General features: G+C 42.8%; 23 protein-coding genes and 2 pseudogenes. 12 read left to right on the top strand and 13 right to left on the bottom strand.

The genetic code is table 11. From position 1 onward, the window contains the following. Positions 1–45 precede the first annotated feature (45 nt). The 4 genes from NEJAP_RS10440 to NEJAP_RS10425 all read right to left on the bottom strand — a co-directional run bounded on the left by NEJAP_RS10440 (position 46) and on the right by NEJAP_RS10425 (position 3,407). Positions 46–759 carry an arginyltransferase gene (locus NEJAP_RS10440; RefSeq protein WP_201347194.1) on the bottom strand — a complete coding sequence of 238 codons (714 nt, stop codon included), beginning with the start codon at positions 757–759 and terminating at the stop codon, positions 46–48. After that, entirely contained in the window at positions 759–1,472 is a 714-nt protein-coding gene (aat, locus tag NEJAP_RS10435) for a leucyl/phenylalanyl-tRNA--protein transferase (protein ID WP_201347193.1), read from the bottom strand. Before aat ends, NEJAP_RS10440 begins: the two co-directional genes overlap by 1 nt. Positions 1,473–1,545: 73 nt before the next feature. After that, positions 1,546–2,502, bottom strand: a complete 957-nt coding sequence (gene trxB, locus NEJAP_RS10430) for a thioredoxin-disulfide reductase (protein WP_201347192.1) — start codon at positions 2,500–2,502, stop codon at positions 1,546–1,548. 59 nt (positions 2,503–2,561) lie between these two features. Then, positions 2,562–3,407: a CZB domain-containing protein gene (locus NEJAP_RS10425; RefSeq protein WP_201347191.1), complete on the bottom strand. Its 846-nt coding sequence runs from the start codon at positions 3,405–3,407 to the stop codon at positions 2,562–2,564. 202 nt (positions 3,408–3,609) lie between these two features. Here NEJAP_RS10425 and NEJAP_RS19555 point away from each other — a divergent pair. The 11 genes and pseudogenes from NEJAP_RS19555 to phaR form a co-directional block, all read left to right on the top strand. Further along, positions 3,610–4,173 (top strand): annotated as a pseudogene (locus NEJAP_RS19555) (DNA translocase FtsK 4TM domain-containing protein); the annotation flags it as partial. Positions 4,174–4,788: 615 nt separating this feature from the next. After that, positions 4,789–6,279: pseudogene (locus tag NEJAP_RS19550) on the top strand (DNA translocase FtsK); the annotation flags it as partial. A 34-nt stretch (positions 6,280–6,313) separates the two neighbouring features. Then, complete coding sequence (gene lolA / locus NEJAP_RS10415; protein WP_201347190.1) at positions 6,314–6,955, top strand: outer membrane lipoprotein chaperone LolA; 642 nt, start codon at positions 6,314–6,316, stop codon at positions 6,953–6,955. Next, positions 6,955–8,304: a replication-associated recombination protein A gene (locus NEJAP_RS10410; RefSeq protein ID WP_201347189.1), complete on the top strand. Its 1,350-nt coding sequence runs from the start codon at positions 6,955–6,957 to the stop codon at positions 8,302–8,304. The genes lolA and NEJAP_RS10410 overlap by 1 nt, the downstream gene beginning before the upstream one ends. A gap of 3 nt (positions 8,305–8,307) precedes the next feature. Then, complete coding sequence (crcB, locus tag NEJAP_RS10405; RefSeq protein ID WP_201347188.1) at positions 8,308–8,679, top strand: fluoride efflux transporter CrcB; 372 nt, start codon at positions 8,308–8,310, stop codon at positions 8,677–8,679. Between the two features lie 20 nt (positions 8,680–8,699). Next, positions 8,700–9,974, top strand: coding sequence for a serine--tRNA ligase (serS, locus tag NEJAP_RS10400; protein WP_201347187.1), 1,275 nt, complete (start codon positions 8,700–8,702; stop codon positions 9,972–9,974). A 140-nt stretch (positions 9,975–10,114) separates the two neighbouring features. Then, a complete protein-coding gene (locus NEJAP_RS10395; RefSeq protein ID WP_201347186.1) occupies positions 10,115–11,149 on the top strand; it encodes a polyamine ABC transporter substrate-binding protein in 1,035 nt (344 codons plus the stop codon). Beyond that, positions 11,118–13,451 carry a putative bifunctional diguanylate cyclase/phosphodiesterase gene (locus NEJAP_RS10390; protein WP_201347185.1) on the top strand — a complete coding sequence of 778 codons (2,334 nt, stop codon included), beginning with the start codon at positions 11,118–11,120 and terminating at the stop codon, positions 13,449–13,451. The genes NEJAP_RS10395 and NEJAP_RS10390 overlap by 32 nt, the downstream gene beginning before the upstream one ends. Then, a complete protein-coding gene (locus NEJAP_RS10385) occupies positions 13,448–14,623 on the top strand; it encodes an MFS transporter (protein ID WP_268927810.1) in 1,176 nt (391 codons plus the stop codon). The genes NEJAP_RS10390 and NEJAP_RS10385 overlap by 4 nt, the downstream gene beginning before the upstream one ends. Positions 14,624–14,705: 82 nt before the next feature. Then, a complete protein-coding gene (locus NEJAP_RS10380) occupies positions 14,706–14,960 on the top strand; it encodes a DUF6489 family protein (protein WP_201347184.1) in 255 nt (84 codons plus the stop codon). 47 nt (positions 14,961–15,007) lie between these two features. Beyond that, positions 15,008–15,502 (top strand): polyhydroxyalkanoate synthesis repressor PhaR, encoded by a 495-nt coding sequence (phaR, locus tag NEJAP_RS10375; protein WP_201347183.1) that lies wholly within the window; start codon positions 15,008–15,010, stop codon positions 15,500–15,502. A 44-nt stretch (positions 15,503–15,546) separates the two neighbouring features. Here phaR and phaC read toward each other — a convergent pair whose 3' ends face one another. The 9 genes from phaC to arsC form a co-directional block, all read right to left on the bottom strand. Beyond that, positions 15,547–16,617 (bottom strand): class III poly(R)-hydroxyalkanoic acid synthase subunit PhaC, encoded by a 1,071-nt coding sequence (gene phaC, locus NEJAP_RS10370; RefSeq protein WP_201347182.1) that lies wholly within the window; start codon positions 16,615–16,617, stop codon positions 15,547–15,549. Continuing rightward, the gene (locus NEJAP_RS10365; RefSeq protein ID WP_201347181.1) at positions 16,604–17,611 is read right to left on the bottom strand and encodes a poly(R)-hydroxyalkanoic acid synthase subunit PhaE; all 1,008 of its coding nucleotides are present in this window, start codon (positions 17,609–17,611) and stop codon (positions 16,604–16,606) included. Before NEJAP_RS10365 ends, phaC begins: the two co-directional genes overlap by 14 nt. 72 nt (positions 17,612–17,683) lie before the next feature. Further along, entirely contained in the window at positions 17,684–18,544 is an 861-nt protein-coding gene (locus NEJAP_RS10360; RefSeq protein WP_201347180.1) for a LysR family transcriptional regulator, read from the bottom strand. 289 nt (positions 18,545–18,833) lie between these two features. After that, positions 18,834–19,556: a PEP-CTERM sorting domain-containing protein gene (locus NEJAP_RS10355; protein WP_201347179.1), complete on the bottom strand. Its 723-nt coding sequence runs from the start codon at positions 19,554–19,556 to the stop codon at positions 18,834–18,836. Between the two features lie 113 nt (positions 19,557–19,669). Next, complete coding sequence (locus NEJAP_RS10350; RefSeq protein ID WP_201347178.1) at positions 19,670–20,593, bottom strand: LysR family transcriptional regulator; 924 nt, start codon at positions 20,591–20,593, stop codon at positions 19,670–19,672. 186 nt (positions 20,594–20,779) lie between these two features. Next, the gene (locus NEJAP_RS10345) at positions 20,780–22,456 is read right to left on the bottom strand and encodes a SufS family cysteine desulfurase (RefSeq protein ID WP_201347177.1); all 1,677 of its coding nucleotides are present in this window, start codon (positions 22,454–22,456) and stop codon (positions 20,780–20,782) included. Between the two features lies 1 nt (position 22,457). Next, a complete protein-coding gene (locus tag NEJAP_RS10340) occupies positions 22,458–22,853 on the bottom strand; it encodes a DUF2069 domain-containing protein (RefSeq protein ID WP_201347176.1) in 396 nt (131 codons plus the stop codon). A 14-nt stretch (positions 22,854–22,867) separates the two neighbouring features. Further along, a complete protein-coding gene (gene wrbA / locus NEJAP_RS10335) occupies positions 22,868–23,476 on the bottom strand; it encodes an NAD(P)H:quinone oxidoreductase (RefSeq protein WP_201347175.1) in 609 nt (202 codons plus the stop codon). Continuing rightward, positions 23,477–23,827 (bottom strand): arsenate reductase (glutaredoxin), encoded by a 351-nt coding sequence (gene arsC / locus NEJAP_RS10330; RefSeq protein WP_201347174.1) that lies wholly within the window; start codon positions 23,825–23,827, stop codon positions 23,477–23,479. It lies immediately after the preceding gene. A gap of 120 nt (positions 23,828–23,947) precedes the next feature. On the opposite strand from arsC, the gene NEJAP_RS10325 reads away from it, so the two are divergent. Beyond that, positions 23,948–25,216, top strand: coding sequence for a virulence factor BrkB family protein (locus tag NEJAP_RS10325; protein WP_201347173.1), 1,269 nt, complete (start codon positions 23,948–23,950; stop codon positions 25,214–25,216). Positions 25,217–25,220: the final 4 nt, after the last annotated feature.

Here is a 25,220-nt window from a genome sequence, read left to right as displayed (position 1 = left end):
GCCTGAATTATCTAAGGATATCAAAGAGTATTGGCTCTTTTATTGTTATCTGATGAGAATCCATTGGCCATCGATTAAAAACTCTAAAGGACGATAGGCGATTTTATACTTCATTTTGCGACAAGACTGTACCCAATAGCCCATATATAGGTATTCAAGGTTTAGTCGGCGGCATTCTTCTATTTGCCAAAGAATGGCGTAAGATCCTAAACTTCGTTTTTGTAAATCAGGGTCTGGGGTGAAAAAAGTGTATGTGGCAGACAATCCTTGTACGAGTTGATCGGTAACCGCGACCCCAATGAGCTTATCGTCTAAGTAAAACTCTAAAAAATCACATGGTTGCTCGCCTTCAATTAAGAAGTTTATGAACTGTTCTTTGTTGGGGGGGAACATGTCACCATCAGCGTGGCGATATGTTATGTAATCAGAGTAGAGTTTGAAGTATTCATCGCTGTAGTGGGGCGTTGATTTTTTTACAACCAGGTCTTTATTCTTATTAATAATACGCCGTTGTGTTTTATTCGGTTGAAACAGATCAACAGGAACTCTGACAGAAATACAGGCTTGGCAATTATCGCAATGAGGGCGGTAGGTATGTTTGCCACTGCGCCTGAAGCCAAGATTGGATAGCTGGCTAAAGGCATTGACTGAGATACTTGAATGCGGGTCGACGAAAAGCGTTTTAGCCTTGTAGCCTTCAATATAGCTACAGTTATGCTCTGGTGTTGCAAAAAAATGTAACTCTTTAAGCTCTGTCATTAACTTTCAATACCTAGCGTAGCGCTGTGCTCACTGAAGCTCCATGGGTGGTGCGTTTCTGTATCTATATATTGCCTAATGTAATGTATAAATTCATCGCGGGGAATATTAGTAGCCCCTAAACTTTCTAAATGATCATTATGAACTTGGCAATCTATTAATGGATACCCCCAGATTTTTAATTGTTTGCATAGTGCTATAAAGGCAACTTTTGATGCATTCACTTGAAAACTGAACATGGACTCGCCAAAAAAGAGTTTGCCTATTCCTAATCCGTATAAACCACCAATTAATTGCTCGTTGTCCCAGACTTCTACAGAATGGGCAACACCTTGTTGGTGGAGTTCGATGTAGGCTTCTTGTATCTCTGGCGATATCCAAGTGCCTGTAGACTCTTGGCGGGTGCTTGCGCAGGCTTGTATGACGTCAGCAAATGCTTCATCAAAAGAAACACGATAGCGGCCCTTTTTGAGGTGCTTACGCATGCTACGAGAGATATGTATTTGTTCAGGAAATAATACGCATCGAGGGTTTGGGCTCCACCAAAGAATGGGGTCGTCTTGGCTGAACCACGGGAAAATACCGTGTTTATAAGCAGCAACCAACCGCTTTGGAGAAAGATCGCCACCGGCTGCAAGCAAGCCGTCTGGCTCATCTAGTGCTGAACTCGTATCAGGAAAGATTAATTTAGTAGGGTGTAACCAAGGAATCATGTGAAATGTTCAAAAAAGACCAAAGGCAAAATAGACCTTTGGTCTGTTGTGTTATTTTGGGTTATACAGGCATCTATTTAGCCAGGTCATCTAAATAGCGTTCGGCGTCTAGTGCTGCCATACAGCCAAAGCCTGCAGAAGTGATCGCTTGACGGTAGATGTGGTCACATACATCTCCGGCAGCAAAAACGCCTTCTACGCTAGTCTGAGTAGCTTTGCCTTCTAATCCGGATTGGATTTTAAGGTAGCCATTGTTCATCTCAAGTTGGCCTTCAAAAATACTGGTGTTAGGCTTGTGTCCGATAGCGATGAATACGCCCGCTAAGTCGAGCTCTTGAGTAGAAGTGCCATCTGTACTACTCAAGCGTAAACCTGTCACGCCAGAATCATCGCCCAGCACTTCGTCAAGTTGATGGTTCCAGATGATATTGATATTGCCATTTTCAGCACGATCAAACAGTTTGTCCTGAAGAATCTTTTCTGAGCGAAGAGAGTCGCGACGATGAATAAGTGTTACTTCATCAGCAATGTTTGATAAGTAAAGTGCTTCTTCTACTGCGGTATTACCGCCACCGATAACAGCCACTTTTTGTCCGCGATAGAAGAAACCATCGCATGTTGCGCAAGCACTGACACCTTTGCCTTTAAACGCTTCTTCAGACTCAAGACCTAAGTACTGTGCTGATGCTCCTGTACAAATGATGAGAGAATCACAGGTATAAACACCCATATCACCTGTTAAAGTGAATGGACGGTTTTCTACATCAACAGTATGTATGTGATCGAACAATACAGTGGTATCGAAGCGTTCCGCGTGTTGCTGCATACGCTGCATAAGTTCAGGGCCTTGAACACCTTGAACATCTCCTGGCCAGTTGTCGACATCGGTTGTTGTGGTGAGCTGGCCGCCAGCTTCCATTCCTGTGATAACAACAGGGTTAAGGTTGGCGCGTGCTGCATAGATTGCAGCGGTGTATCCAGCAGGGCCAGAACCAAGGATGAGAAGTTTGTGATGTTGAGTTTCGCTCATGAATGCTTGCCTTAAACTATACGTGTCTGTGTTTTATGAAAATATGATGAGGGGAGCGCTTAAGAAATACAATCCTCAAAAGAAGATATTTTTCTAATTTGAGTCGATAATTTTTCGACACACAGCATCATATAGCGTTGACCTGACTTATGTCTCAAGTAACCTTTTAGCGGTTCGTGACTCAGTGCTTGCGCTGTTCCTGTGTCAAGATCCTCAATTTCGTAGTCAATTATGTCATCGACTTCATCTAGAGCTAAAGAGAAAGAGGGGGTCTTGCCATCAAGTGTGAGGTGGATGATGACGGGGTGCATTTCTCGTTTAAGCATACCGGAGATTTGTTCTAATGAGCGCACAAGCTTTTTAAGTGTTGTTCCTTTCTCTATCGACAGTAAGCGTATAGCGCGTTCGGCGTCTCCATTGTTTTTCATCTCCAATAGAGTGTCAGCTAGCTGATGAATTAGCTGATGAGGTTTATCAATCTTCTCAAGTGCAGTGAGCAGGTCGGCATCTTCTGTTTTAAAACTACAGAACCATTGCCCAAACGCACACATCTTCGGATCCCTTGCGAGTGTAAAGCTTTCATCGAAAGTAATACTTCGTTCTAGTGCCTGAACCCAGTCGATGTGTGCTTGCTTATAGGTGTCAATATCAGCAATTAATTGGTTTTTATCATCCCAGTTTCGTTTTCTATTAAGTAAGGTCGCACTATCATAAACATTGATCAGCGTATCTCGGTAATCTAAATAGCCAAGAAAGCTAGGATGCTGGGCATGACTGGCTAGTTGTATGTGTTTATATTCATCTGAAAAAGAGAGGATATTGCGGGCATCTATGCCAAAATGACTATTAGCAATCGTAAAGGTCAATACACGTGAGTTATTTTGAAACAGATTGGCTAAACTCATGTCTATAACCTCTTATAGCATTTGATGGGATTTTTTATTTTCAAATATAACTATAGCGTGTTATCGGTGGGATAATAGTGAGAGTTTAATTTATTAACAGATTGTTAACTGTGTGTATCTATCAAGAGCCTTCGATACCATTAGTTGAATTGTGTTATTTTTAAATGTTCGTAGTAAGTACTTAAGATTAAAAGGAATATGAGTGAAAAATAAGCTCCCAACAAGCCCCTATGCTTTTTCTGAGCTGCTAGCGCGTGTCGTAAAAGTTTGCGTGTTGTTTTTAATTATCATGAGTTGTACCTATATGCTTTTAGGTATGCTTGGTTATCATCCAAAAGACCCTGGTTGGTCTCACCTTGGTTACCACCCTGTCGTGAGTAACTGGACGGGTATATTTGGGGCTTGGATGACCGACTTGCTGTTTTCTTTTCTTGGAATAGCCGCTTGGCTTTTGCCCATGATTATCCTTGTTCCTACTGTGCGCTTTATGGTGCGCAAAGAGGTGTCGCTTTTAGATGGGCTTCCTTTTGTTATGTTGCGTACATTCGGCATTCTTTTATTGATGGCCTCTTTATGTACTTTGGCGTCTATTCATCTTTCAAATCAATCATTAGGCTTCCCATTTACGAGCGGTGGTATTGTTGGTCAAGCACTGTCCGACTGGATGGTTTCTTGGTTTAGTTTACTCGGTAGTACTGTCTTGTTAGTAACAGCTGCCGGTATGGGTTGTACTTTCTATATGGAGCTTTCGTGGGACAGCATCCAAAACCGCTTAGGCGCTTGGGTGTTATCTACTTATCGTGGACTCTCTGCATTGTTGAGTTCAAGCAGTGAAGGCAATAACGCTGAAGAACGCGTCTCAGAAAGAGAGAACGCTTTAGCTAGTGCAGAGAACAGCACAACAAAATCATTAAAAGAGCGCATAAGAGAGCGTTTTGAGCCCAATTTTAACAGTGTGGATGAGGAGCATTTTTCAATATCATCGGGCCCATCATTAAAAGCAGTGAACGAAGAGTCTGCTTCGGTTCATAATGAGCAAGCACCGTCACAGGTCTTACCAAGAGAAGATAAGAGAAAGGCAGTCCCTCCTTTAGTGACGGATATTGTTAAGCCGGATAATGTTAGGCAAGAGACTGTTAAGGGTTCTTTGCCTATCAGAGATGTTATGTCAGAACCTAGTGCTAATGAGTTGTCTATGCCTCCTGAAGTGGTAAAAGCGCAGTCTCAGAATGCCAGTGTTATGCAAGCTTCTGCTGTTAAAGAGCCTAAAAAAGAGCTTAAAATTGTTCCATTGGCCGAAGCTCATCAGCCTATTCAAAGTGATGACCAAGATAATAATATTCAAAATAAAGAACGTCGGCCGGTTCGTTCGTTACGAAAAATACCCTCACTCGATTTACTAGACCCTCCTGAGCTGCAAACGGACCACGGTTATTCGGAAGAAGAGCTGGAAGATATGTCACGCTTACTTGAAAGTAAGTTAAAGGATTTTGGCGTTATTGCAGAGGTGGTAGAGGTCAATCCCGGCCCTGTTATTACACGTTTTGAGATACAGCCTGCACCGGGTGTTAAGGTGAGTAAAATCACCAATTTGGCCAAAGATTTGGCGCGCTCCTTGGCTATATCTAGTGTGCGTGTTGTCGAAGTTATTCCAGGGAAGTCGGTTGTTGGTATTGAGATTCCTAATGCAAGTCGCCAAATGGTGCGCTTGAGCGAAGTACTTAACTCAAAGCCATATAACGAGGCTTCTTCTCGGTTAACGCTCGGGCTGGGTAATGATATAGCCGGTAATCCTGTGGTGGCTAATCTTGCAAAAATGCCGCATTTATTGGTTGCGGGTACCACCGGATCAGGTAAATCTGTGGGTGTTAACGCAATGATTCTGAGCCTGTTGTTTAAGGCAACGCCAGAGGAAGTACGTTTGATGATGGTCGACCCCAAAATGTTGGAGCTTTCTATTTATGAAGGTATTCCGCATCTGCTCACACCTGTGATCACTGATATGAAAGAAGCGGCAGGCGGCTTACGTTGGTGCGTAGGCGAGATGGAACGCCGTTATCGCTTAATGGCGAAAATGGGCGTGCGTAATCTTGCTGGTTTCAATGACAAAGTTAAAGCTGCTGAGCAGCAAGGTAAACCATTGCTTGATCCGCTTTGGAATGCTGAAGAGCATGGCGAGCCATTTGGCACGCCAGCGCCAGCTTTAGAAACGTTACCTTATATTGTTGTCATCATTGATGAGTTTGCTGACATGATGATGATTGTTGGTAAAAAAGTAGAAGAGCTTATTGCACGTATTGCTCAAAAAGCCCGTGCGGCAGGTATTCATCTGATTTTGGCAACGCAAAGACCTTCCGTTGATGTTATTACGGGTTTGATCAAGGCTAACGTGCCTACAAGAATTGCATTCCAAGTGTCTTCGAAAATTGATTCGCGGACAATTTTAGACCAATCCGGTGCTGAAAACTTGCTGGGTAACGGCGATATGTTGTATCTGCCTGCCGGAACCAGTGTTCCTAACCGAGTGCACGGTGCTTTTGTTGGTGATGATGAAGTGCATCGTGTCGTAGAGGCGTGGAAGCAGGTGGGCGCGCCTGTGTATATTGATGCGGTGCTGAACGATTCTGGATCGGAAGGCGGAGCTGCATCTGGCGGTTTGTTTGATGATGAGCAAGACCCTCTATATGACGAAGCAGTCGCTTTTATTACAGAAACTCGCAAAGCATCTATCTCTAGTGTGCAGCGTAAAATGAAAATTGGTTATAACCGTGCGGCTCGCATGATAGAAACAATGGAAGCGGCAGGGGTTGTTACTGAGGCTGGATCCAATGGGCAGCGAGAAGTATTGGCACCACCTCCGGTAAGAGGTTAATCGTTGTCAGCCAAATAGTTTAATAGGGTAAATAATGAATAGATTATATAAATTGTGTGCAACTCTCTCTTTAGCGGTTATGCCAATGCTAGCGTTGGCAGAAGCATCAACACCGACAGAGGCGTTAAAGCAGGTGCTAAAAGGCTATGAGCGTTTTAGTGCTAACTTTGAGCAGGTAACTCGTAGCGATCAGAGTAATGCTGCGGAAGTCTCTAAGGGCTCAATGAAAGTGGCGCGTCCCGGACAGTTTCGCTGGGAAACGCAAAGCCCGTTCCCTCAGCTTATTGTGAGTGATGGCGAGTATATGTGGATTTATGATCCGGATCTTGAGCAAGCAACGCGTAAGCCGGTTGACCCTAAGCAAACCAATGGGGCCGCGCTTATTTTAAATGGTAATGTTGTTGAACTGGCTGAAAAATTTGAAATATTCTTGCCTATCAATCAAGAAAATGAGCAGCTATTTGAGTTATTACCAAAAGATGATCAAAGCAGTTTTCAGCGAATCCGCTTGTATTTTATTGGTGGTGTTATGTCTGAGCTGATGTTGCAAGATGTGCTGGGACAGCAAACAACAATTTTATTACGTGATTCTGTTATCAACGAATCCATGGATGATGCTTTGTTTAAGTTTACACCTCCCAAAGGTACCGATGTCATTGTGAGTGATGAGGCCTGATGAGTGATCTGTTTGATGATATAGCGCCTCCTTATCAGCCGTTGGCGGCAAGAATGCGGCCTAACAGCTTGGAGGGTTACGTCGGTCAATCTCATCTATTGTCAGCAGGAAAACCACTTCGCCAAGCCATAGAGCAGAACGCATTGCACTCCATGATATTTTGGGGGCCGCCTGGCGTGGGTAAAACTACTCTGGCCAAAATTATTGCGCATACCTGCGATGCTCATTTTATGACACTTTCAGCTGTTTTATCCGGTGTTAAAGAGATCAGGGCTGCAGTAGAAGAGGCAAAGCAGGTTAGGGCTACTCGGCAATGCAAAGCGATTTTATTTGTGGATGAGGTGCATCGCTTTAACAAGTCTCAGCAAGACGCTTTCTTACCTTATATTGAAGATGGCACTTTTTTATTTATTGGTGCAACCACCGAAAACCCTTCGTTTGAATTAAATAATGCCTTGTTATCACGTGCGCGCGTTTATTTGCTGCGTAACCTGACTGATGATGAGTCTTTAGAGGTTATTCAGCATGCTTTAGCAGATAAAGCTACAGGCTTGGGGGAGCGGGCTTTTAAATTTGAAGAAGGAGTCTTAGAGCAACTTGCTCGTGCTGCTGATGGTGATGCTCGGCGTGCATTGAACTTGCTTGAAATAGCCGTGGATTTGGCTGTTTCTGATAAAGGTGTTGAAAAAATATCGCAGTCTGTTTTAAAAGAGGTGCTACAAAGTAGCGGGCGCCGTTATGACAAGCAAGGCGATATTTTTTACGATATGATTTCCGCATTTCATAAGTCGGTACGTGGCTCTTCTCCTGATGGTGCCTTATATTGGTATTGTCGTATGCTAGAAGGTGGATGCGATCCTCTCTATATCGCACGTAGATTGGTTGCAATTGCCTCTGAAGATATAGGTAATGCTGATCCGCGTGCTATGCAGGTGGCATTATCAGCATGGGACGCCTTTGAGAGGGTCGGTCCTGCAGAAGGTGAACGTGCGATTGCACAAGCCGCAATTTATTGTGCCAGTGCGCCCAAAAGTAATGCTGTATATATGGCATTTAACGAGTGTCGGGCACAAATACGTAGTGATCCTGACTATCCAGTGCCGGTACATTTACGTAATGCACCTACCTCGCTAATGAAAGACCTCGGCTACGGCGAGGAATACCGCTATGCGCATAATGAGCCTAATGCCTATGCTGCGGGAGAGAAATACCTTCCACAAGAGATAGCGTCTCGCCGTTATTACCAGCCAAGTGAGCGTGGTCTTGAACAGAAAATAAATGCTAAACTTCAACAGCTTGGGATGCTAGATGAGCAAAGCCCAATCAAACGGTATCAGGATAAAGGATAAGGTATGCAAACTATCCTAGCAGTCGCTGTCGGTGGAGCTTTAGGGGCGGCTAGTCGTTTCTGGTTAGCCGGTGTTCTCAATGATAAGGCCGATAAGTTACCTATAGGAACGTTGGCGTGTAATGTATTGGGTTCGCTTGTCATGGGTGTTTTGTTTGTTCTTATTATGGAGAAAACGCGATTGTCTCCAGAATTACGACCGTTGTTGATGGTTGGTTTTTTGGGAGCCTTCACAACTTTTTCATCTTTCTCTTTAGAGACAGTGGCACTGGTGCAGGAAGGACATATAATGTCCGCATTAATTTATGTATTATTAAGTGTTTTGATGTGCATTGCTGCTCTGTCAGCTGGTATATGGATCACCCGCCTGTTTTAGATAAGGTAGTTTAAAAACTCATGTTAGATTCAAAAATTGTTCGAGAGAACCCTGAAGCTGTTGCTGAACAGCTTGCAAAGAAAAAATATGCATTTCCTGTTGCTCGTTTTAATGAGTTGGAAGCGTTGCGTCGTGACGCACAAATTCTGAGCGAAAACTTACAGAATGAGCGTAATACTCGTTCTAAACAGATCGGTAAAGCGAAAGCATCGGGTGAAGATATTCAACCGCTGTTAGCAGAGGTTCAAACGTTAGGTGATCAGTTAGACGAAGCCAAACGTAAACTAGGCGAGATTGCCGCTGATTTAGATGATATTTTGCTAGGCGTTCCTAACTTGCCAGATGCGTCTGTTCCGTCTGGCGACAGTGAAGATGATAATGTTGAAGTGCGTCGTTGGGGTACACCACGCGAGCTAGATTTTGACCCGTTAGATCATGTCGCACTAGGCGAGCGCAATGGAGGTTTGGATTTTGAAACAGCGGCCAAAATAACGGGGTCTCGCTTTGCGCTGATGACGGGTAAAATGGCACGTATGCACCGTGCATTGATTCAGTTTATGCTAGATGTACAAACTGAAGAGCATGGTTACACTGAGGCTTACGTACCTTACATGGTTAATGAAGATAGCCTTAAAGGAACAGGGCAGTTGCCTAAGTTTGGTGAAGACTTATTCAAGGTTCCTTTTGGTGATCGTCAGTTTTACTTGATACCGACAGCAGAAGTACCTGTGACTAACATTGTCCGTGATGAAATTGTCGATGCAACTCAGTTACCCGTTAAATTTACGGCACATACGCCATGTTTTCGCTCAGAAGCAGGAGCGTCTGGTAAAGATACTCGCGGTATGATTCGTCAGCACCAATTTGAAAAAGTAGAAATGGTGCAGATTGTTGAGCCATCCACCTCTTGGGAAACTCTAGAGGCAATGACGCAGCATGCAGAAGCCATTCTACAAAAACTTAACTTACCGTATCGCGTGGTTGCTCTGTGTGGTGGTGATTTAGGTTTTGGTGCGGCTAAAACATATGATTTAGAAGTTTGGTTGCCCGGTCAGGATAAATTCCGTGAAATTTCCTCAGTATCGAACATGACTGATTTTCAAGCGCGTCGTTTGAAGGCTCGCTGGAGAAATCCTGAAACAGGTAAACCTGAATTGTTACATACGCTAAATGGTTCAGGTTTGGCAATAGGCCGTACCTTGGTTGCTGTTCTAGAGAACTACCAAACAGCCGATGGTCGTATTATCGTGCCAGATGCGCTTCTTCCTTACATGGGCGGTGTTACAGAGCTCTAAGTCTTCGTTTTTTTGACCAATAGCAGTGATGCTATTGGTCAAACTCCAATTTTTTAGTCTATTCTTAATTCAGCATTGCTTAATTGATACGCTATTTACCTTAATAGCTTTACCGTCACCTATTTATAATTGCATATATTATGAAAAAAACTCTATCGCTATTCATATTGTGTTTTTGGTCTTCTGTTGTTTTTTCTGATGAGCTTAAAGTCTATATTTGGGAAGATTATATTTCGCAGGAATTGATTGATAAGTGGGAAGAAAAGACAGGACATAAAGTTAACTTAGTTTTTTATGATAGTGATGAGGACCGTGATGAAGTTCTAGGTTCAGGTAATGGAAAGGGTTTTGATTTAGCTGTTTTCGATAGTATTAGTGCGCAGTTATTCGGTAAGAACAATAAGCTATTAGCTTTGTCTCCTGGCAATGTGCCGTCTCTCATAGATACCGACCCTCATTGGAAAGAAAGTTGTGGGAATTTTGGGCTGCCTTATTTATGGGGCTCATTAGGTATCATTTACAATAAAGAAAAAGTGGTGCCTGCGCCGACTTCATGGCGACACTTACTTTATCCCAAGCAAGAGTATCAAGGGCACGTGGTGATGGTTGAGGATGCTATAGACACTCTCGTCGCTCCACTGCTACTTGACGGGAAGAGTATTAATACTGAAGATAAAAATGAACTTCAAGAAGCATTTATACATTTGAAAAACCAAGCGCCTTCGTTGTTAGGCTATGGGTACTCTCTGACATATGCAAAGCAAAGAGAAGGGCAAATGTATATGGCTCTTGGGTATTCTGGAGATCAGTTTTCACTAAATGAAATGAGCCAGAGCGAAGCGTGGGCGTTTGTTTACCCTGAAGAGGGTACAGCGATTTGGATGGACTGCTTTTCTATAATGAAGTGGTCTCCAAAGAAAGAGTTAGCCCTTGAATTTGTTGAGTTTATTAATCAGCCGTCGAACGCTGCTTTGAATAGTGAATGGCTAGGTCTTGCCACTCCTAATAAGCGCGCATTGAAACAATTACCAGAAGATGTTTTGAGCGATACTAATATCTACCCTACAACAGAAGCTATCGATAATAGTCATAGCTACCGCATTATTTCTGATGCGAATATGACTCTGCGCCATAGAATTATTAATGCAGCGAAGAAGTATCGTGACGCTCAATAAACGTATAAGTTTATTGATTTTGCCCGTATTAATTATCGGTTACTTGGTTGCTGTTGTCGGTGTATATAACACTCAAAAACAATCGATTATTGATTTAGAGGAGCGCACGCTCGATCTGCAAGTCACTGAGCTTACGGCACTGTTTGAAAAGTATACAAACGTGGCTGAAAGTTTTATTGATTCACTATTATATAATAGTAGTCTGCAGAACTATTTTTCTAGTCAAGACAAGTTGTTTAAAGCGCTGGCTCTTGAAAAGGGGTTAGAAAACTCTATCAAAGAGCTTAATACGCTTTCATCCGACTACTTTTCAGTGGCGCTTATCAGGCCCCAAGGAAAAGTTGAATACTATTACGAAAACAGCCTAGATCCTTTTTCTGAGATTAGCCGTTATCAAGTAGAAATGGTTAGAGATGCTTTTGAAGCAAAGCAAGCAGAATGGGCCGATATGCATGGTCCTTTAGGCGAGTCTCATATGTTATTTGTTCGAATAATTGATCAAAATACTTTCAAGGCACCTATCAATTTTTCTACGAGCTCATCTATCGCTATTGTTGTAGAGGTGAGTCCGACCTTGTTTGATAAAAAAATCAAGGAGCAAATTTCTAAAGGCCTTGTTTATCAGTGGTTTGGGCAGGGGCATGTTGGTGCCCATCATGCTGAAGAGTCTTTAGTTGTGCATGCCCCGGTGGCTTTTGGCTCATTATCGCTAGGCGTATCTGAGCCGTTATTAGCGCAAAAGTTTAACAAGCTTAAACTAAGCCTTTTTATTAGCTTTGTTTTGATAGCTGTTTTGAGTTATTTTTCGCTTATCTACCTGATTCAGCGTTACGTTACAGGTCCTATCCATCAACTTGAAAAAGAGCTATCGAGTGTGAATGTTGAAGATGGAAGTGGTTTTGTCGCTTCTGTTTCACAAGATGAGATAGGCGGGCTAAGCCGAACATTTAGTCACTTGTATGACTCTCTTGACCAGTCTTATCGTTTAACTAAAGAATTGGCAGAAAAAGACACACTTACCAAGTTATATAATCGGCGTATGTTTCATAATGCCGTTGAAAAAATGATAAAAAGGTCTGAATTTAGTGGTACAAAAACAGCGCTCTTTTATATAGATATTGATAACTTTAAGTTTGTGAACGATACCTATGGGCATACCATGGGAGATTTGCTGCTTAAAGTATTTGCAGAGCGATTAAGTTTAGTCGTTAGAGCAACGGATCAAATTATTCCTCGTTATGATATTGACAATGCATCTTCAGCTAGGCTGGCGGGCGATGAGTTTGCAGTGGTTATTTGTGGTTTGAGTGACGAGCTTCATGCGAGTGGTTTAGCAGATAGGATACTCGCTATCTGCCATAATGGTCTTGAGTGTGATGAAGGTACGTTCCCTGTTTCGTTGAGTATTGGCGTAGCTGTTTTTCCAGATGATGCTTTAACCAAAGAAGACCTAGTAAATAATGCTGATGCTGCAATGTATGAAGCAAAGAAAGCGGGTAAAAATCGTATCTCTTTTTACTCTGAAGAATTAGCTGCAAAATCCCGCCGAAAATATGCTGTTGAGCTCGAACTGAAGCACCTTGATACGGCTGAGTTAGAGCTTGTATATATACCCGCTTTTAATGTCGATATGTTTGAATCTATCTGCAGCGTTGAAGCACTAATTCGCTGGCAGTCTCCTGTATTGGGTGCAGTGTTGCCTTCTGAGTTTTTATCTATTGCAGAGGGGAGTAGTCAATATGAGAAAATTGATGCCTGGGTGATTGAGCGTGTTTTTCGAGACTCCAAAGCCATTATTAAGCACTTTGGGGGGGCATTGCGAATTAGCTTTAAAGTTTCTGCTGTTCAATTGGTTTCTAAATCTTTTATAGCAACAATATCCAAGTTGATAGTGAAGTATCAGATTAACCCACAGTATTTTGAAATAGAAATTACTGAAATATTTGATATGGATAAAATGAAAGATGACATAGGCTTATTGTTTTTGCTTAAAGACCTTGGTTTTAATCTTGCCCTAGTAGACTTTGGTGCTGGATATACGTCAATTATGCAGTTAATTGAATATCCAGTTGACGTCGTCAAGTTGGATAAAACTTTTGTTGCAAGCTTGTTTATCCAAGCGCGTAGGGATAAAGCTCTTTCTCTTATCGAGTTTTGTAAAGCTCAAGGCTTTGAAGTAACAGCTAAGGGTGTTGAGAGTGATGAGCAAGCAACAGTTCTTAAGCAGGCTGGTTGCCGGCGTTTACAGGGGGTGTATTATGCTGAGCCAATGTCCCTTAATAAAATCTTATCTCAATATTGATTCTTTCCCCGGTTAGCACTTTGCCATATATACGACTCTCAGGTTTTTATTTTTTCTATTTTGCCCTTTTAGGAGCCATGATTCCCTATTGGTCTTTATATCTTAAATCGTTAGATTTTGATGCTAAGACAATAGGTTTATTGATGGCAACACTGCACGTGTCGCGTATTTTTGCACCCTCTTTATGGGGATGGATAGCGGATAAAACCGGGCAGAGATTGCGAATTATACGCGTAGGAGCGTTGCTAACTTGGGTGGTTTTTATAGCTATGTTTTGGCAAGACACAGCTATTGGCGTTGCGCTTGTTATGCTGGGATATAGTTTTTTTTGGAATGCTGTATTGCCTCAATTTGAAGTGGTAACACTCAACCACCTTGGTGCCGCACAATCCAAGTATAGCCGGGTACGTTTATGGGGCTCAATAGGCTTTATTATCACGGTTTTATTAGTGGGTTATATCTTAGATAAGGTGTCGGTAAGCTGGATTCCTTTCATACTGCTTATTTTAATGATGTTTATATGGCTGAATTCACTATTGATTCCAGAGGCTAAGAAACCTGAAGGTAGCACTCTGTTAGAAGGCCCAAGCTTTCTCGATGTGGTTTTTAAACCGCACATCATTGCTTTTTTTATTATCACATTGCTCATTCAATTTTCACACGGGCCTTACTACACTTTCTTTAGTTTGATGATGCAAAAGCTAGAGTATACGCGCACTGAAATTGGCATATTGTGGTCTTTAGGTGTGGTTGCAGAGATACTCGTCTTCGTTGTTATGCATACCCTTATTATTCACCTAGGGCTGCGTCTTATCATGCTTGTTAGCTTAATGTTATGTGTGCTGAGATGGGTATTATTGGCTTTTTGGCCAGAAAATATTTTTATGGTTATTGTTGCGCAGCTGCTCCATGCTGCAACATTTGGTAGCTTACATGCAGTTGGTATTTCGCTAGTGCATCACTACTTTCCCGACGCTATGCAGGGGCGTGGGCAGGCATTATTTTCTAGTGTTGGTTTTGGTGTAGGAGGGACCGCAGGAGCTGTGGCTGCAGGTTTGCTCTGGGGTAGTTATGGTTCAGCGGTGACTTTTAGTATGGCCGCTGCCGTTTCTCTTGTGGCTATCGTGTTGGCATATGTATGGGTTCATCCGGGAAAAGTGCAGCAAAATTGACGCTAATATTTTGCACTGCGGTAAGTATCGCTATATAGTGAATAAGAGTCTTTTATTCTGCGGCATAACAAAGGGTTATGACATGAATTTTAAAGTAGATATTGAGATGACGCCGAATGAGTTGCGTCAAGTTATGGGGCTTCCGGATGTTGGGTCACTTCAGGATGAAATGATCGCAAAAGTCAGAGAGCAAATGGATGCCGGGGCAGAAGGTTACGATCCATTAACACTGCTCAAACCTTACATTACTAATAGTGTTGGCTCGATGGAATCACTGCAGAAGCTGATATTTAATATGATGCAGGGTTATGGAAAATCCGACAATAATAAAAGCTAATCACTACTCATCATTAGAGATGCTGTAGAAAAGAGAGAGAGAACACGTTGCGAATTCTTCGAAAATATACCAATCGACGCCTTTATGATACTTCACGTAGCTGCTATGTCACACTTGAAGATGTCAAAGAACTGGTTTTAAGCAGCGAAGCATTTCAAGTACTCGATTCGAAAACAGGCAATGACCTGACTCGAAATATTCTTCTTCAAATCATTAGTGAGCAAGAAGGGGACGGGCATGGAACGCTGCTGACAAATCAAGTGCTACAGCAGCTTATTCGTTTTTATGGCGATAGCATGCAAGGAATGATGAGCCAGTATTTAGAGCAAAGTATCGCGTCATTTCTTGAGCATCAAGACCGTATTAAAGAGCAGATGCAAACCATGATGGGAGTCGCAAACCCTCTCACTATGATGAACAGCATTGCTGATCGTAATATGGCAGTATGGAACATGTTTAAACCGGGCGAGGGTCCAGGTGGCGTTGCACCATCTGAAGCAGAAAGTAGTATGAAAGATTCAGAAAAGCCTTCTGATAAGTAAAAACATAAAAATGTTAGGGGAGGTGAGGTATGTTCTTGCTTTCCTTAATCTCTTTCTAAAAGCCAGTCATTAATTTTCTTGGGTACTATGGCTTGTGATTTCCCGCTAACGAACACGCCTATATGTCCCGCTTTTACTTCCTCTTCTTGATAGTCCTTGCTTCCAATATATTGTCTTAGTGCAATAGACGCATCTGGCGGTACTAAATGATCGTAAGAGCCGAAAATATTGAGTACAGGCTGGGTAATGTTAGCTAACCTGACGGGATATTCTCCAATACTCAGTTGGTTTTTTATTAGACGGTTCTCTTGGAAAAACCACTTAATAAACTCTCGAAATGCTTCCCCTGCTTGATCTGGGCTATCGTAGATCCACTTTTCCATGCGTAGAAAGCTGAGTGCGCTTTCCGCATCATGAAGGTGATTAGGCATGCCTAGATTTTTTTGAATACCTAAGCGCATTGGCATTAATGAATTATATGAATCATTGAGCATCTCGCCAGGGATATTACCGTAAGTGGAAACGGCGAGGTCTACATCAACCGAGCGTGCCAATAAGCTAAGTAGATTTGTTTCTGTTTGAAAATCGACTGGAGTGACCATGGTGATGAGGTTACTGATTTTATCACCATAAATGGCAGTGTAGCATAGGCTTAAAGTCCCCCCCTGGCAGATGCCTAGTAGGTTGGTTTTTTTCACTTGTGCATGTAGGCAAACTTGATCAACGCAATTATTAATATACTCGTTAATATAATCATCAAGGTCGTTAAAGCGGTCAGCAGGGTCAGGGTAACCCCAATCAATGACGTAAACATCTAGCCCAAGACTATTGAGCGTTTTCAATAATGATTTCTTAGGTTCTAGGTCAATCATATACCAACGATTCACGAGCGCGTATGTGATCAATAATGGTGTTTTACAACGCGTTTCTACAGCCTTATTGCCTGAAAAATATAAAAGTTTTAGTTTATCCTGAGCAAAAATTTCTACTGCTTGCGATTGTGCAACATCAATGTGTGATATCCCTTTTAACGTCTCATAGCTACTTTGTAATTTCTGTTCTAAGTCGATGAGCTCATCTTGGATCTTGTTTGGATCAAGTTTAAGATTTTTCATCAGTAGCAGCCAGGGTTGGTATTAATGTTGAGGATTTTAGCTCAGATAGTTCTTGTTTAAGGTAACTTATATCTGAAGAAAGTTGTTGGACAGTGCTTTTTAACTCAGAGATTAATGTTTGATTTTGCGCTTCTTTTATATCAGCGAGAGCTTTGTGCATTTTGCGCATATCTTTGCGTAAAGCATGCTGGCGCTGTAGGACTGTATCTAAACCTTGACGCGTGGCTAGCCCGGCTGTCTCGAACTGAATATCACGCATATCTTGTGCATATTTACGTAAATGCATAAGTGCATTGGATACTCTGCCATGACTTCGCTGGTATTGTTGAGTATAAAGGCACTTTGAGTATGCTGCTTCGTAACAATTTACCCAAAGGTTGTGGAGTTCTCCAAGTGTTTCTACGCGCTTTTGGCCTTGTGCGAGTACTTGCATGAGTGAATTGCTGGCGTGCAGGTTTATTTGGCTATATTGCTCAATATACTCTGCTAATGCGTCTTGGTACTCAAGGAGAAGCTTAATCCCGTCGCGTGTGTTTTTCTGAAACTCATGCGTTGTTCCGACAGAAGGGGTATTAAGTAAGCTTTTCAGTCCGCTAATATAGGGGTTTTCAAATAAAAGGTCATCACTAAAGCTGTGGGTTCTAAATAGGGCTGCAATATTTTCAGGTAGTTCCCACTGCTTGAGCAAGGCTTCTCCAGTTTGTTGTTGCACAAAATCCCGAAACTGTTTAAGTGGGCCTTCAATAGTGGCTTTCAATGTACTGCTGTTTGAGGCGTTTTTATCGGTATGCTCAAGTATTGTTTTACCAAAGCGTAGAAACTCAGTCGTTTGTGTTGCAAGGATTGCTGAGATACGCGCTAAATCCCGTGACTCATGAGGAGGGGGAGTGTTTTCACAAGTCGCACGTGTTGTTTGCTCATCAATCCACTGTTTGAAAAGAGCTTGCTGCTGTTCAAGTAGCGCCTGCATGGGGTCATTTTTCTCACTAGGCACGCGTCTACCTCAAATCATACTTAATATAGGGAGTGTAATAGAGCTAACTTAGATTATGAATAGCCATAAAGATTAAGATAGCATATCAACTAGCTTGCTGGCTGCATTCGAGAGTGTTCTATCTCGATGATGTATATAGCCTAGGTGACGCTTAATCGGCTCTGAACCTGTTTCTAGTACCGTGAGTGACTTATCAATCATCGTTTCTGGTAACAGACTCCAGCCTAGCCCTATACTCACCATCATACGGATCGTATCAAGGTAATTGGTTGATATTGCAACATTTAGGTTAAGAGATTTCTTTTGAAATTGCTCAGCCACAATCTGCTGTGTAAATGTTGATGCGCCAGGAAGTATAGCCGAGTAGTGAGTGAGTTCTTCAAGACTCACCGTTTTTTGACTAGCAAGGGGGTGATCTTGTGCGACAACATACTTTAGTTGGTCCACCCATATCGATTTTGAATGGATCGCTGGATCAGGCTTAGGGGCTAGTGTAATTAATGCTAACTCAAGATCTCCATGTAGCACACTATTGTAGGCAATTTCAGATTCATCAAAGCGTAAGCTTAACTGTACTTCTGGGTACTCTTTGGTAAACCGGCGCAAGATGGGAGGTAGTCTATGTAAGCTAATATGATGGCTTGCTGCAAGTGATAAAGGGCCCTTTACAACACCGGACAAATTTCCCATAGCACGCCCCGCATCTTTAATTGCATTGACGATAGTCTTTGCTTTGGGGAGGAGCTCACGGCCTGCTTCTGTCAGCGTGACTTTTCGACCAATTCTATCAAATAGCTTTTGATTCAGTTGCTCTTCCAATGTGGCTATGCGTTTGCTAACAGCGGATTGTGTGATGAAAAGCTGTTGCGCAGCCAGTGAAAAAGAATGGCTTTCAGCAACAGCAATAAAAGCTGATAGTGTGTTGGTATCCATAAAATCCTGTGGGCCGCATCGCTAATACAAAGTCGTGAACGGGAAGGGTATGAAGTATAGCCTTTAACGTGCAGGTTGGCGCGATTAATGATGCTGCGTTGAGGATGGAAAAAGTATGTAAGTACGCTAACTTACTTCATGGCATGCCTATCGATTGTAAGTGCTGGAGGCGGGAGTGTGTTATGCCGGTAGTAGTATTGTGGTTGAAGGCAATGTGTAGAAAATACACGACGGTCTCGGTATAGCTTCTTAGAAGCTATACCGTAAAAAGCGCTACCCTAAAGAGTATTTAGTGCGTTTTTTTGCTGTTTCGTGCTGATGCACGAATACCGGCAAGCCCAAGCATTAGCAATAAGATGCTGCCTGGTTCTGGAACAGAGCTAGTTCCAGCACGGGTGAATTGCAGATCGTCAAAGACAGCGTGGAACCCGAGTAGCTCAATATAAGCAATATCGGCATTGTCTCGCTTGATCCCTCTGAATGCTCCGTCATTATTGCTGCTAGGCGTGTTAATGCTGGTGCTGTCAGATCCGTTAATTACAAACTCTTCCAATAATGTTGAGCCAGAATCGAATGCGCTTAGACTAACAACACCATTGTTGGCATCTCTTCTAGAGAAATAGTTCATGAAAAAGCCAAAACTAGAGATGTTGCCTGAGTTAAAATCTATTCTCACAGGAAAAACATTGACGTTATCAGGCTGAGATATGCCTAAAAATCCGTTTCTACCTGAGTTCCACTCTTGGTTATTACTAAGATCCCAAGTTGTATTTGTTAACCAGAGGTCTAGAGGGTCCTGCGCGGTTGAAACTTCAATGTTTTCACCGATCGGTGTACCAATATTTATTGGGCCATTTACTCTATGGTGCTGGTTGCTTCCGGTAAACTCACTGAAATCTATCAGGTTGACGGCACCTGTTAAACTTGAAATATCAGTAATAAAGGCTGCATTAGCAGGTTGTACTGCCAAAATAGATAAAAGGCTTAGAGTACCTAATATTTTATTTTTCAATGTGATCACCTAAAGTCCATTTAATAATGATTGATATTATAATTAACTATGGCGATTAATCATACATATGTTTCAAAGTGGTCTATATTTAGAAGTTAGCTGTTTTTCTTTTTTTAATCATGATTATGGTTAGATATGGGGGTGACCATTTGCTCGCTAGCCCAAGGGTGGTCGCCAATCATCTCCATCATGTGATCGATGAATAATCTGACTTTAGGGTTCAAGTGCCTGCGGCTAGGGTAGAGGGCGTTAACTTCGATGGGAGGGGGGGAGTACTCACTTAGAACTTCAACAAGATTTCCTTGTTGCACGTTGTTACAACAGAACACTCGAGGCATCCTTGCAATGCCCATATCTTGTAGTAGCAGCTCGCGAATAAAGCTGATGCTATTTGCTTTTAAATGCCCCGTCACTTCGACGGCTTCATCCCAATTGGCAAACTCCCAGTGTTCGATGGCTTTTAATATTCCATAGCATTCATGGTTTTGAAGGTCATCAGGGGTTTTGGGTGTGCCATGCTTGGCAAGGTAGGCAGGCGAGGCGTATAGGCCTCGTGAAACGCTAGCGACACGGCGAGCGATAAGACTTGAATCTGCAAGTTCGCCAACACGAATAGCTAAATCTATACCTTCTTCGATCAGATCAATCACCCGGGTGCTCAGCTCTACCTCAAGCATAATTTGAGGGTAGCGTTTCATGAAAGTACCAACGACCTCGTTCATCATGAAAACCCCCAGCTCTGATGGCATCGTGATGCGTAAGCGTCCTCGAGGGTTGTTTTGGGTGGCGGATAGATGGTCTTTCGCGGTATCTAGTTCATTAATAAGAGGCTGACAGCGAGCAAATAACTCTTCGCCATCGCCCGTGAGTTTTAATTTACGCGTTGTTCTTTGTAATAGGCGTACGCCTAGCTCATCTTCAAGTTGAGCGATACGGCGGCTGATAGTCGATTTTTGAATGCCTAGGCTTTCTGCAGCAGAGGTAAAGCTTCCTGTTTCAACAATGCGAATAAAAAGGCTTACATCGTTAAGATTCATGGTGCTATCGCTTTGTTGAGAGTGAATGAGTGTGCTGTATTTGGTAAAGAGTAGAGCTGGCTTAGTTGTTCTTTTTTAAGTTCTTTTATTGTTATTAGTGCTAAGAGCGCTATACAGAATCTTCTGTTATTGCTGCGTAAAGATCAAGAGCTGGAACGCTTAGTATAAACAATGCGGTTAAAGTATTTATTGGGCTAGATGTTTTATCTGGTTAATGATTGCTTGCACGCCATTGGTTCGTGAAGGGCTTAAGTAGCTAGTTAACTTGCATGACTGTAATAGTTTTTCGGATTGCAGGGCTTGAATGGATTGGCTTGTTTGGTGTTGAACGGCAGACATAATTAGATAAATAATACCACGCATTAATTTTGCATCTGAATCGATCGCAAACTGCCAAGACAGGTCTGCTTGCTGTTGTGCAATAAGCCATACATTCGATTCACAGCCTGCGATGCGGTGCTCATCAGTTTTGTAATGGCTAGGGAGTATAGGTAGCTTTTTCCCTGTGCTCAGAAGTAAATCAAAGCGAGCTTGCCAGCCCGTTGCGGAGTTTAGTTTTTCAACGAGAAGTTGATGATTCTCTGTTTCACAATAAGACAGAAGGCTATTTTCTGAGGGTTTAGCGATATCGGTTGCAGTTTTATCTCTCAGTTGTGTAATACAGTCTTGCAGCACTTCGGCAAAACGAATTACTTCTGCTTGGCTGTTATATAAAGCAAATGAGGCGCGCACTGTGCCGCTACAGCCTAAATATTCCATAAGGGGCATAGTGCAGTGGTGTCCACTTCGAACAGCAACTCCAGACTGGTCTAGTAACGTTGCTAAGTCCTGATTATGCACACCTTCAACCATGAATGATAAAATACCGACATTATCAGGCTCTGTTGCCAGTAGTGTTATGCCATCAATGTGTTGGCAGTGCTGGATAGCATGCTCTCTGAGATTTTTTTCATGCGCAGCCACCGCGTTGCGGTCTAGGTTAGTTAGGTATTTTAACGCTTCTGCCAGTGCTATTGCGTCAGCAATGGGAGGAGTGCCGGCTTCAAATTTAAAGGGGATGCGGTTGAAAGTAGTACCAGCAAAGCTGACTTTCTCAATCATCTCGCCGCCGCATTGCCAAGGAGGCATCTGTTCAAGTAATGCTTTTTTCCCCCAAAGTGCTCCAATACCTGTTGGGCCATAGCATTTATGCCCTGAAAAGAAGTAGAAGTCGCACCCAATGCTTTGAACATCAACTAGCTCATGTGCAATCGCTTGTGCGCCATCTATAACGACAGTCGCGCCGACTGATTTGGCCATTTCTGTGATTTTTTCTACCGGGTTTATAACACCTAGAGCATTAGATACATGAGTGACAGTAACAATTTTAGGACGATGTTTAATCAGTAGTTGTTGGTACTTTGCTAGATCTAGTTCGCCTGCTGGTGTTAAAGGTATCACCGCAACATGCGCATGCCTCTTTTGAGCGACTTGTTGCCAAGGCACAATATTGGCGTGGTGCTCCATGACAGAGAGTAAAATAGTATCGTCAGGAAGCAATATTGAATCAGCGTAGGATTGTGCAATTAAATTGGCAGCTTCGGTCGCCCCGCGTGTCCAAATAACCTCTTCTGTGTAAGGTGCGTTAATTACGCTTGCTACTTGCTCACGAGCGGCTTCAAATTCGCTTGTTGCTCTGTTTGAAAGTGTATGTGAGCCTCTGTGGACATTACTGTTAGCGGACTTATAAAAGCGTGATAGGTTATCAATAACAGCGCGTGGCTTTTGGGTTGTCGCTGCATTATCAAGGTAAATCAATGGTTGCCCATTGATTCTGCTTGATAATATAGGAAAATCGCGCCTGATTTTTGAAGGATCAAACATGCTATTTAGGTGCTGGCTCAGACTCGCGAGATGAGCGAGTGTATCGGCTCTGCCAACGAATATACATCATGGCTGCAGTAAACAATGTACTAACCAGTAGCGTATAGGCAATGCCAAAACTACGAGTTTCTAGACTCATTGTTGTTGCTAAAACGGCTTCAATAAAATAGATCAGCAGTACAAAGCAAAGCCATGCATGGCTGCGCGGGTTTCCCGATATGATAGCAGGGATAAAACCGGCTAATGGCAATACATGAACCGCCCATATGACCCAAGGTTTTCCCGTTTCTAAAGGATGAATCACCATATACCAGAGGGTGAATAACAGCATTAATCCCACATAGCTGGCGATGGTGATGACGCGTGTGATGCGTGCTTTTTTACGTAGGTTTTCCATCAAAGGTCCTGTGCTTATGAGTCTATATTGACAGAAAGTTTTTTTGCCAATGTTGCGAGGTGCTTACCTTGCGCTTGGCAAAGTGATATCTCGTCTTGGTCGAGAGCCCGTTTATTGTCACGCCCAGCCAAATGTGTTGCACCATAGGGTGTTCCGCCGGACTGTGTTGTTAGCAATTCTGTCTGGCTATATGGGATGCCAGTAATAACCATCCCGTGGTGCAGCAAAGGGAACATCATACTCACAAGCGTTGTTTCTTGTCCCCCGTGTAGGCTGGAGGTCGAACTAAAAACAGATGCCGGCTTGCCTATTAGCGCACCTGACATCCAAATACCGCTGGTAGAATCCACAAAGTACTTTAATGCACTCGCCATATTACCAAAGCGAGTTGGGCTACCTAATGCTAATCCTGCACATTGGCTTAAATCTTCTTCTGTGCAATACAGGGCACCTTCTTCTGGAATGGTCGGTGCAATAGCTTCGCTCACGGCCGAAACGCCTGGCACGGTGCGTAAGCGAGCTTCCATTCCCGCTCTTTCAACACCACGCGCAATGTGTTGAGCCATCTGTCGTGTTGCACCATGGGTGCTGTAATAGAGCACAAGAATATAAGGAGATGCCACTTATAATATCTCCAGCACAGACTCTGGCGGGCGTCCGATGCGTGCTTGGCCGTTTTTGAATACAATAGGGCGTTCAATCAGTTTTGGATTAGCGACCATCACTTCAATGATCTGTGCATCACTAAGTTCTGGGTTACTAAGGTTGTTATCTTTATATTCTTGCTCGTTTTTACGTAATAATTCACGTGCACTTATGCCAAGCGAGATGAGAACTTGATTCAGCTCTGCCGCAGAAGGGGCTTCTTTCAGGTATTCGCGGATATCTGGATCGATCCCTTGCTCTTTAATCAGCTCTAGTGTCTGGCGTGATTTTGAACAGCGAGGATTATGGTAGATTGTCACTTGGCTCATTCTGATTTCCCGTGCAAACTGTTATAAAACAGCCATTAAAGTGATAAAGCCGTTATTGTATACGTCTAAGAAGGCGCAACAAAGGCTCATCATAAAAGTTTTATTGTAAGGAATCGTTAAATGAGTGGGTTACTGGATTTTCCAGCAGTACGTTTTTTACGTTATTTACTACGTCAATTTCTCGGCAACGGTGGTGTTATTAATGCCTCGGCGCTGACATACACAACGTTATTTGCGGTTGTGCCTTTGATGACAGTGTCATTTGCTATGTTAGCCGCCATACCTTCTTTTCAGGGGGTGGGAGAGCAGGTTCAGGGGTGGGTATTTTCTAACTTTGTGCCAACCACGGGTGAGGAGATTCAAAATTACCTTAAAGACTTTACGAATCAAGCGCAAAAATTAACAGCGGTAGGTGTTGGGTTTCTTGTTGTGACGTCGATCATGATGATGCGTAATATTGAGGTGGCATTTAATCGTATTTGGCGGGTTTCAGATCAGCGTAAAGGTATGTCTAGTTTTTTGTTGTATTGGGCTATTTTAAGCCTCGGTCCGATTCTTATAGGCTTGGGGATATTGGTATCGTCATATATTGCATCGCTACCTTTCATATCTGATGCTACAGATCTTGTTGGAAAATCTAGATTACTTACGATGCTGCCGATTGTTATGTCTGCAGCCGCATTTACCTTACTTTATGCGGCAGTACCTAACTGCAAAGTTCCTCTTAAAAATGCTTTTATCGGGGCGGTTGTGGTGGCTATTTTGTTTGAAAGCGCTAAACGTGGCTTTGCTTTTTATGCGACACAATTCCCTTCATATGAATTGATATACGGAGCGTTTGCAGCGATCCCTCTTTTCCTCGTTTGGATTTTTATTTCCTGGTTTATTATTTTGATGGGGTGCGAGCTGACTCGTGCATTGACGGTATATCAATCCAGAGATCGCGTGCGAGAGAAGTCGCATCTGCATACGGTTGTTGGCGTATTACATCGCTTGTGGGAAGGGCAGAAAGTTGGACAAGCATTGAGTGATGGCCAGCTATTGCAGCAAGTGAGTGGTTTAGATCAATCCAGTTGGGATGAATATGTTCAGATGCTGATGTCACAAAACCTGATCCGGCGTACCGATCAAGGTGAGTATCTGCTATCACGTGGGTTGAGTACTATAACGCTAAATGAGTTGTGCCGCCTTTTGCCTTGGCCGATACCGGACCCTTTGTTGACAGGTAATGATGGCACTGCTTGGGAAAATAATTTAGATGCTTGTCTAAATGATGTTAAAAAAATGAAAGAACGTGATTTGGGTATTACGCTAGAACGGTTGTTTGCCAATACTAAAACTGACGTGGGTAATGCGACAAACGAGGCTTTGTCAGTTGTTAAGCGGTAGATTT

Source organism: Neptunomonas japonica JAMM 1380 (genome assembly GCF_016592555.1).
Classification (GTDB): Bacteria; Pseudomonadota; Gammaproteobacteria; order Pseudomonadales; family Balneatricaceae; genus Neptunomonas; species Neptunomonas japonica_A.
Note: the sequence above shows the minus strand (reverse complement) of the source record. Positions and strands in the feature narration are given on the sequence as shown.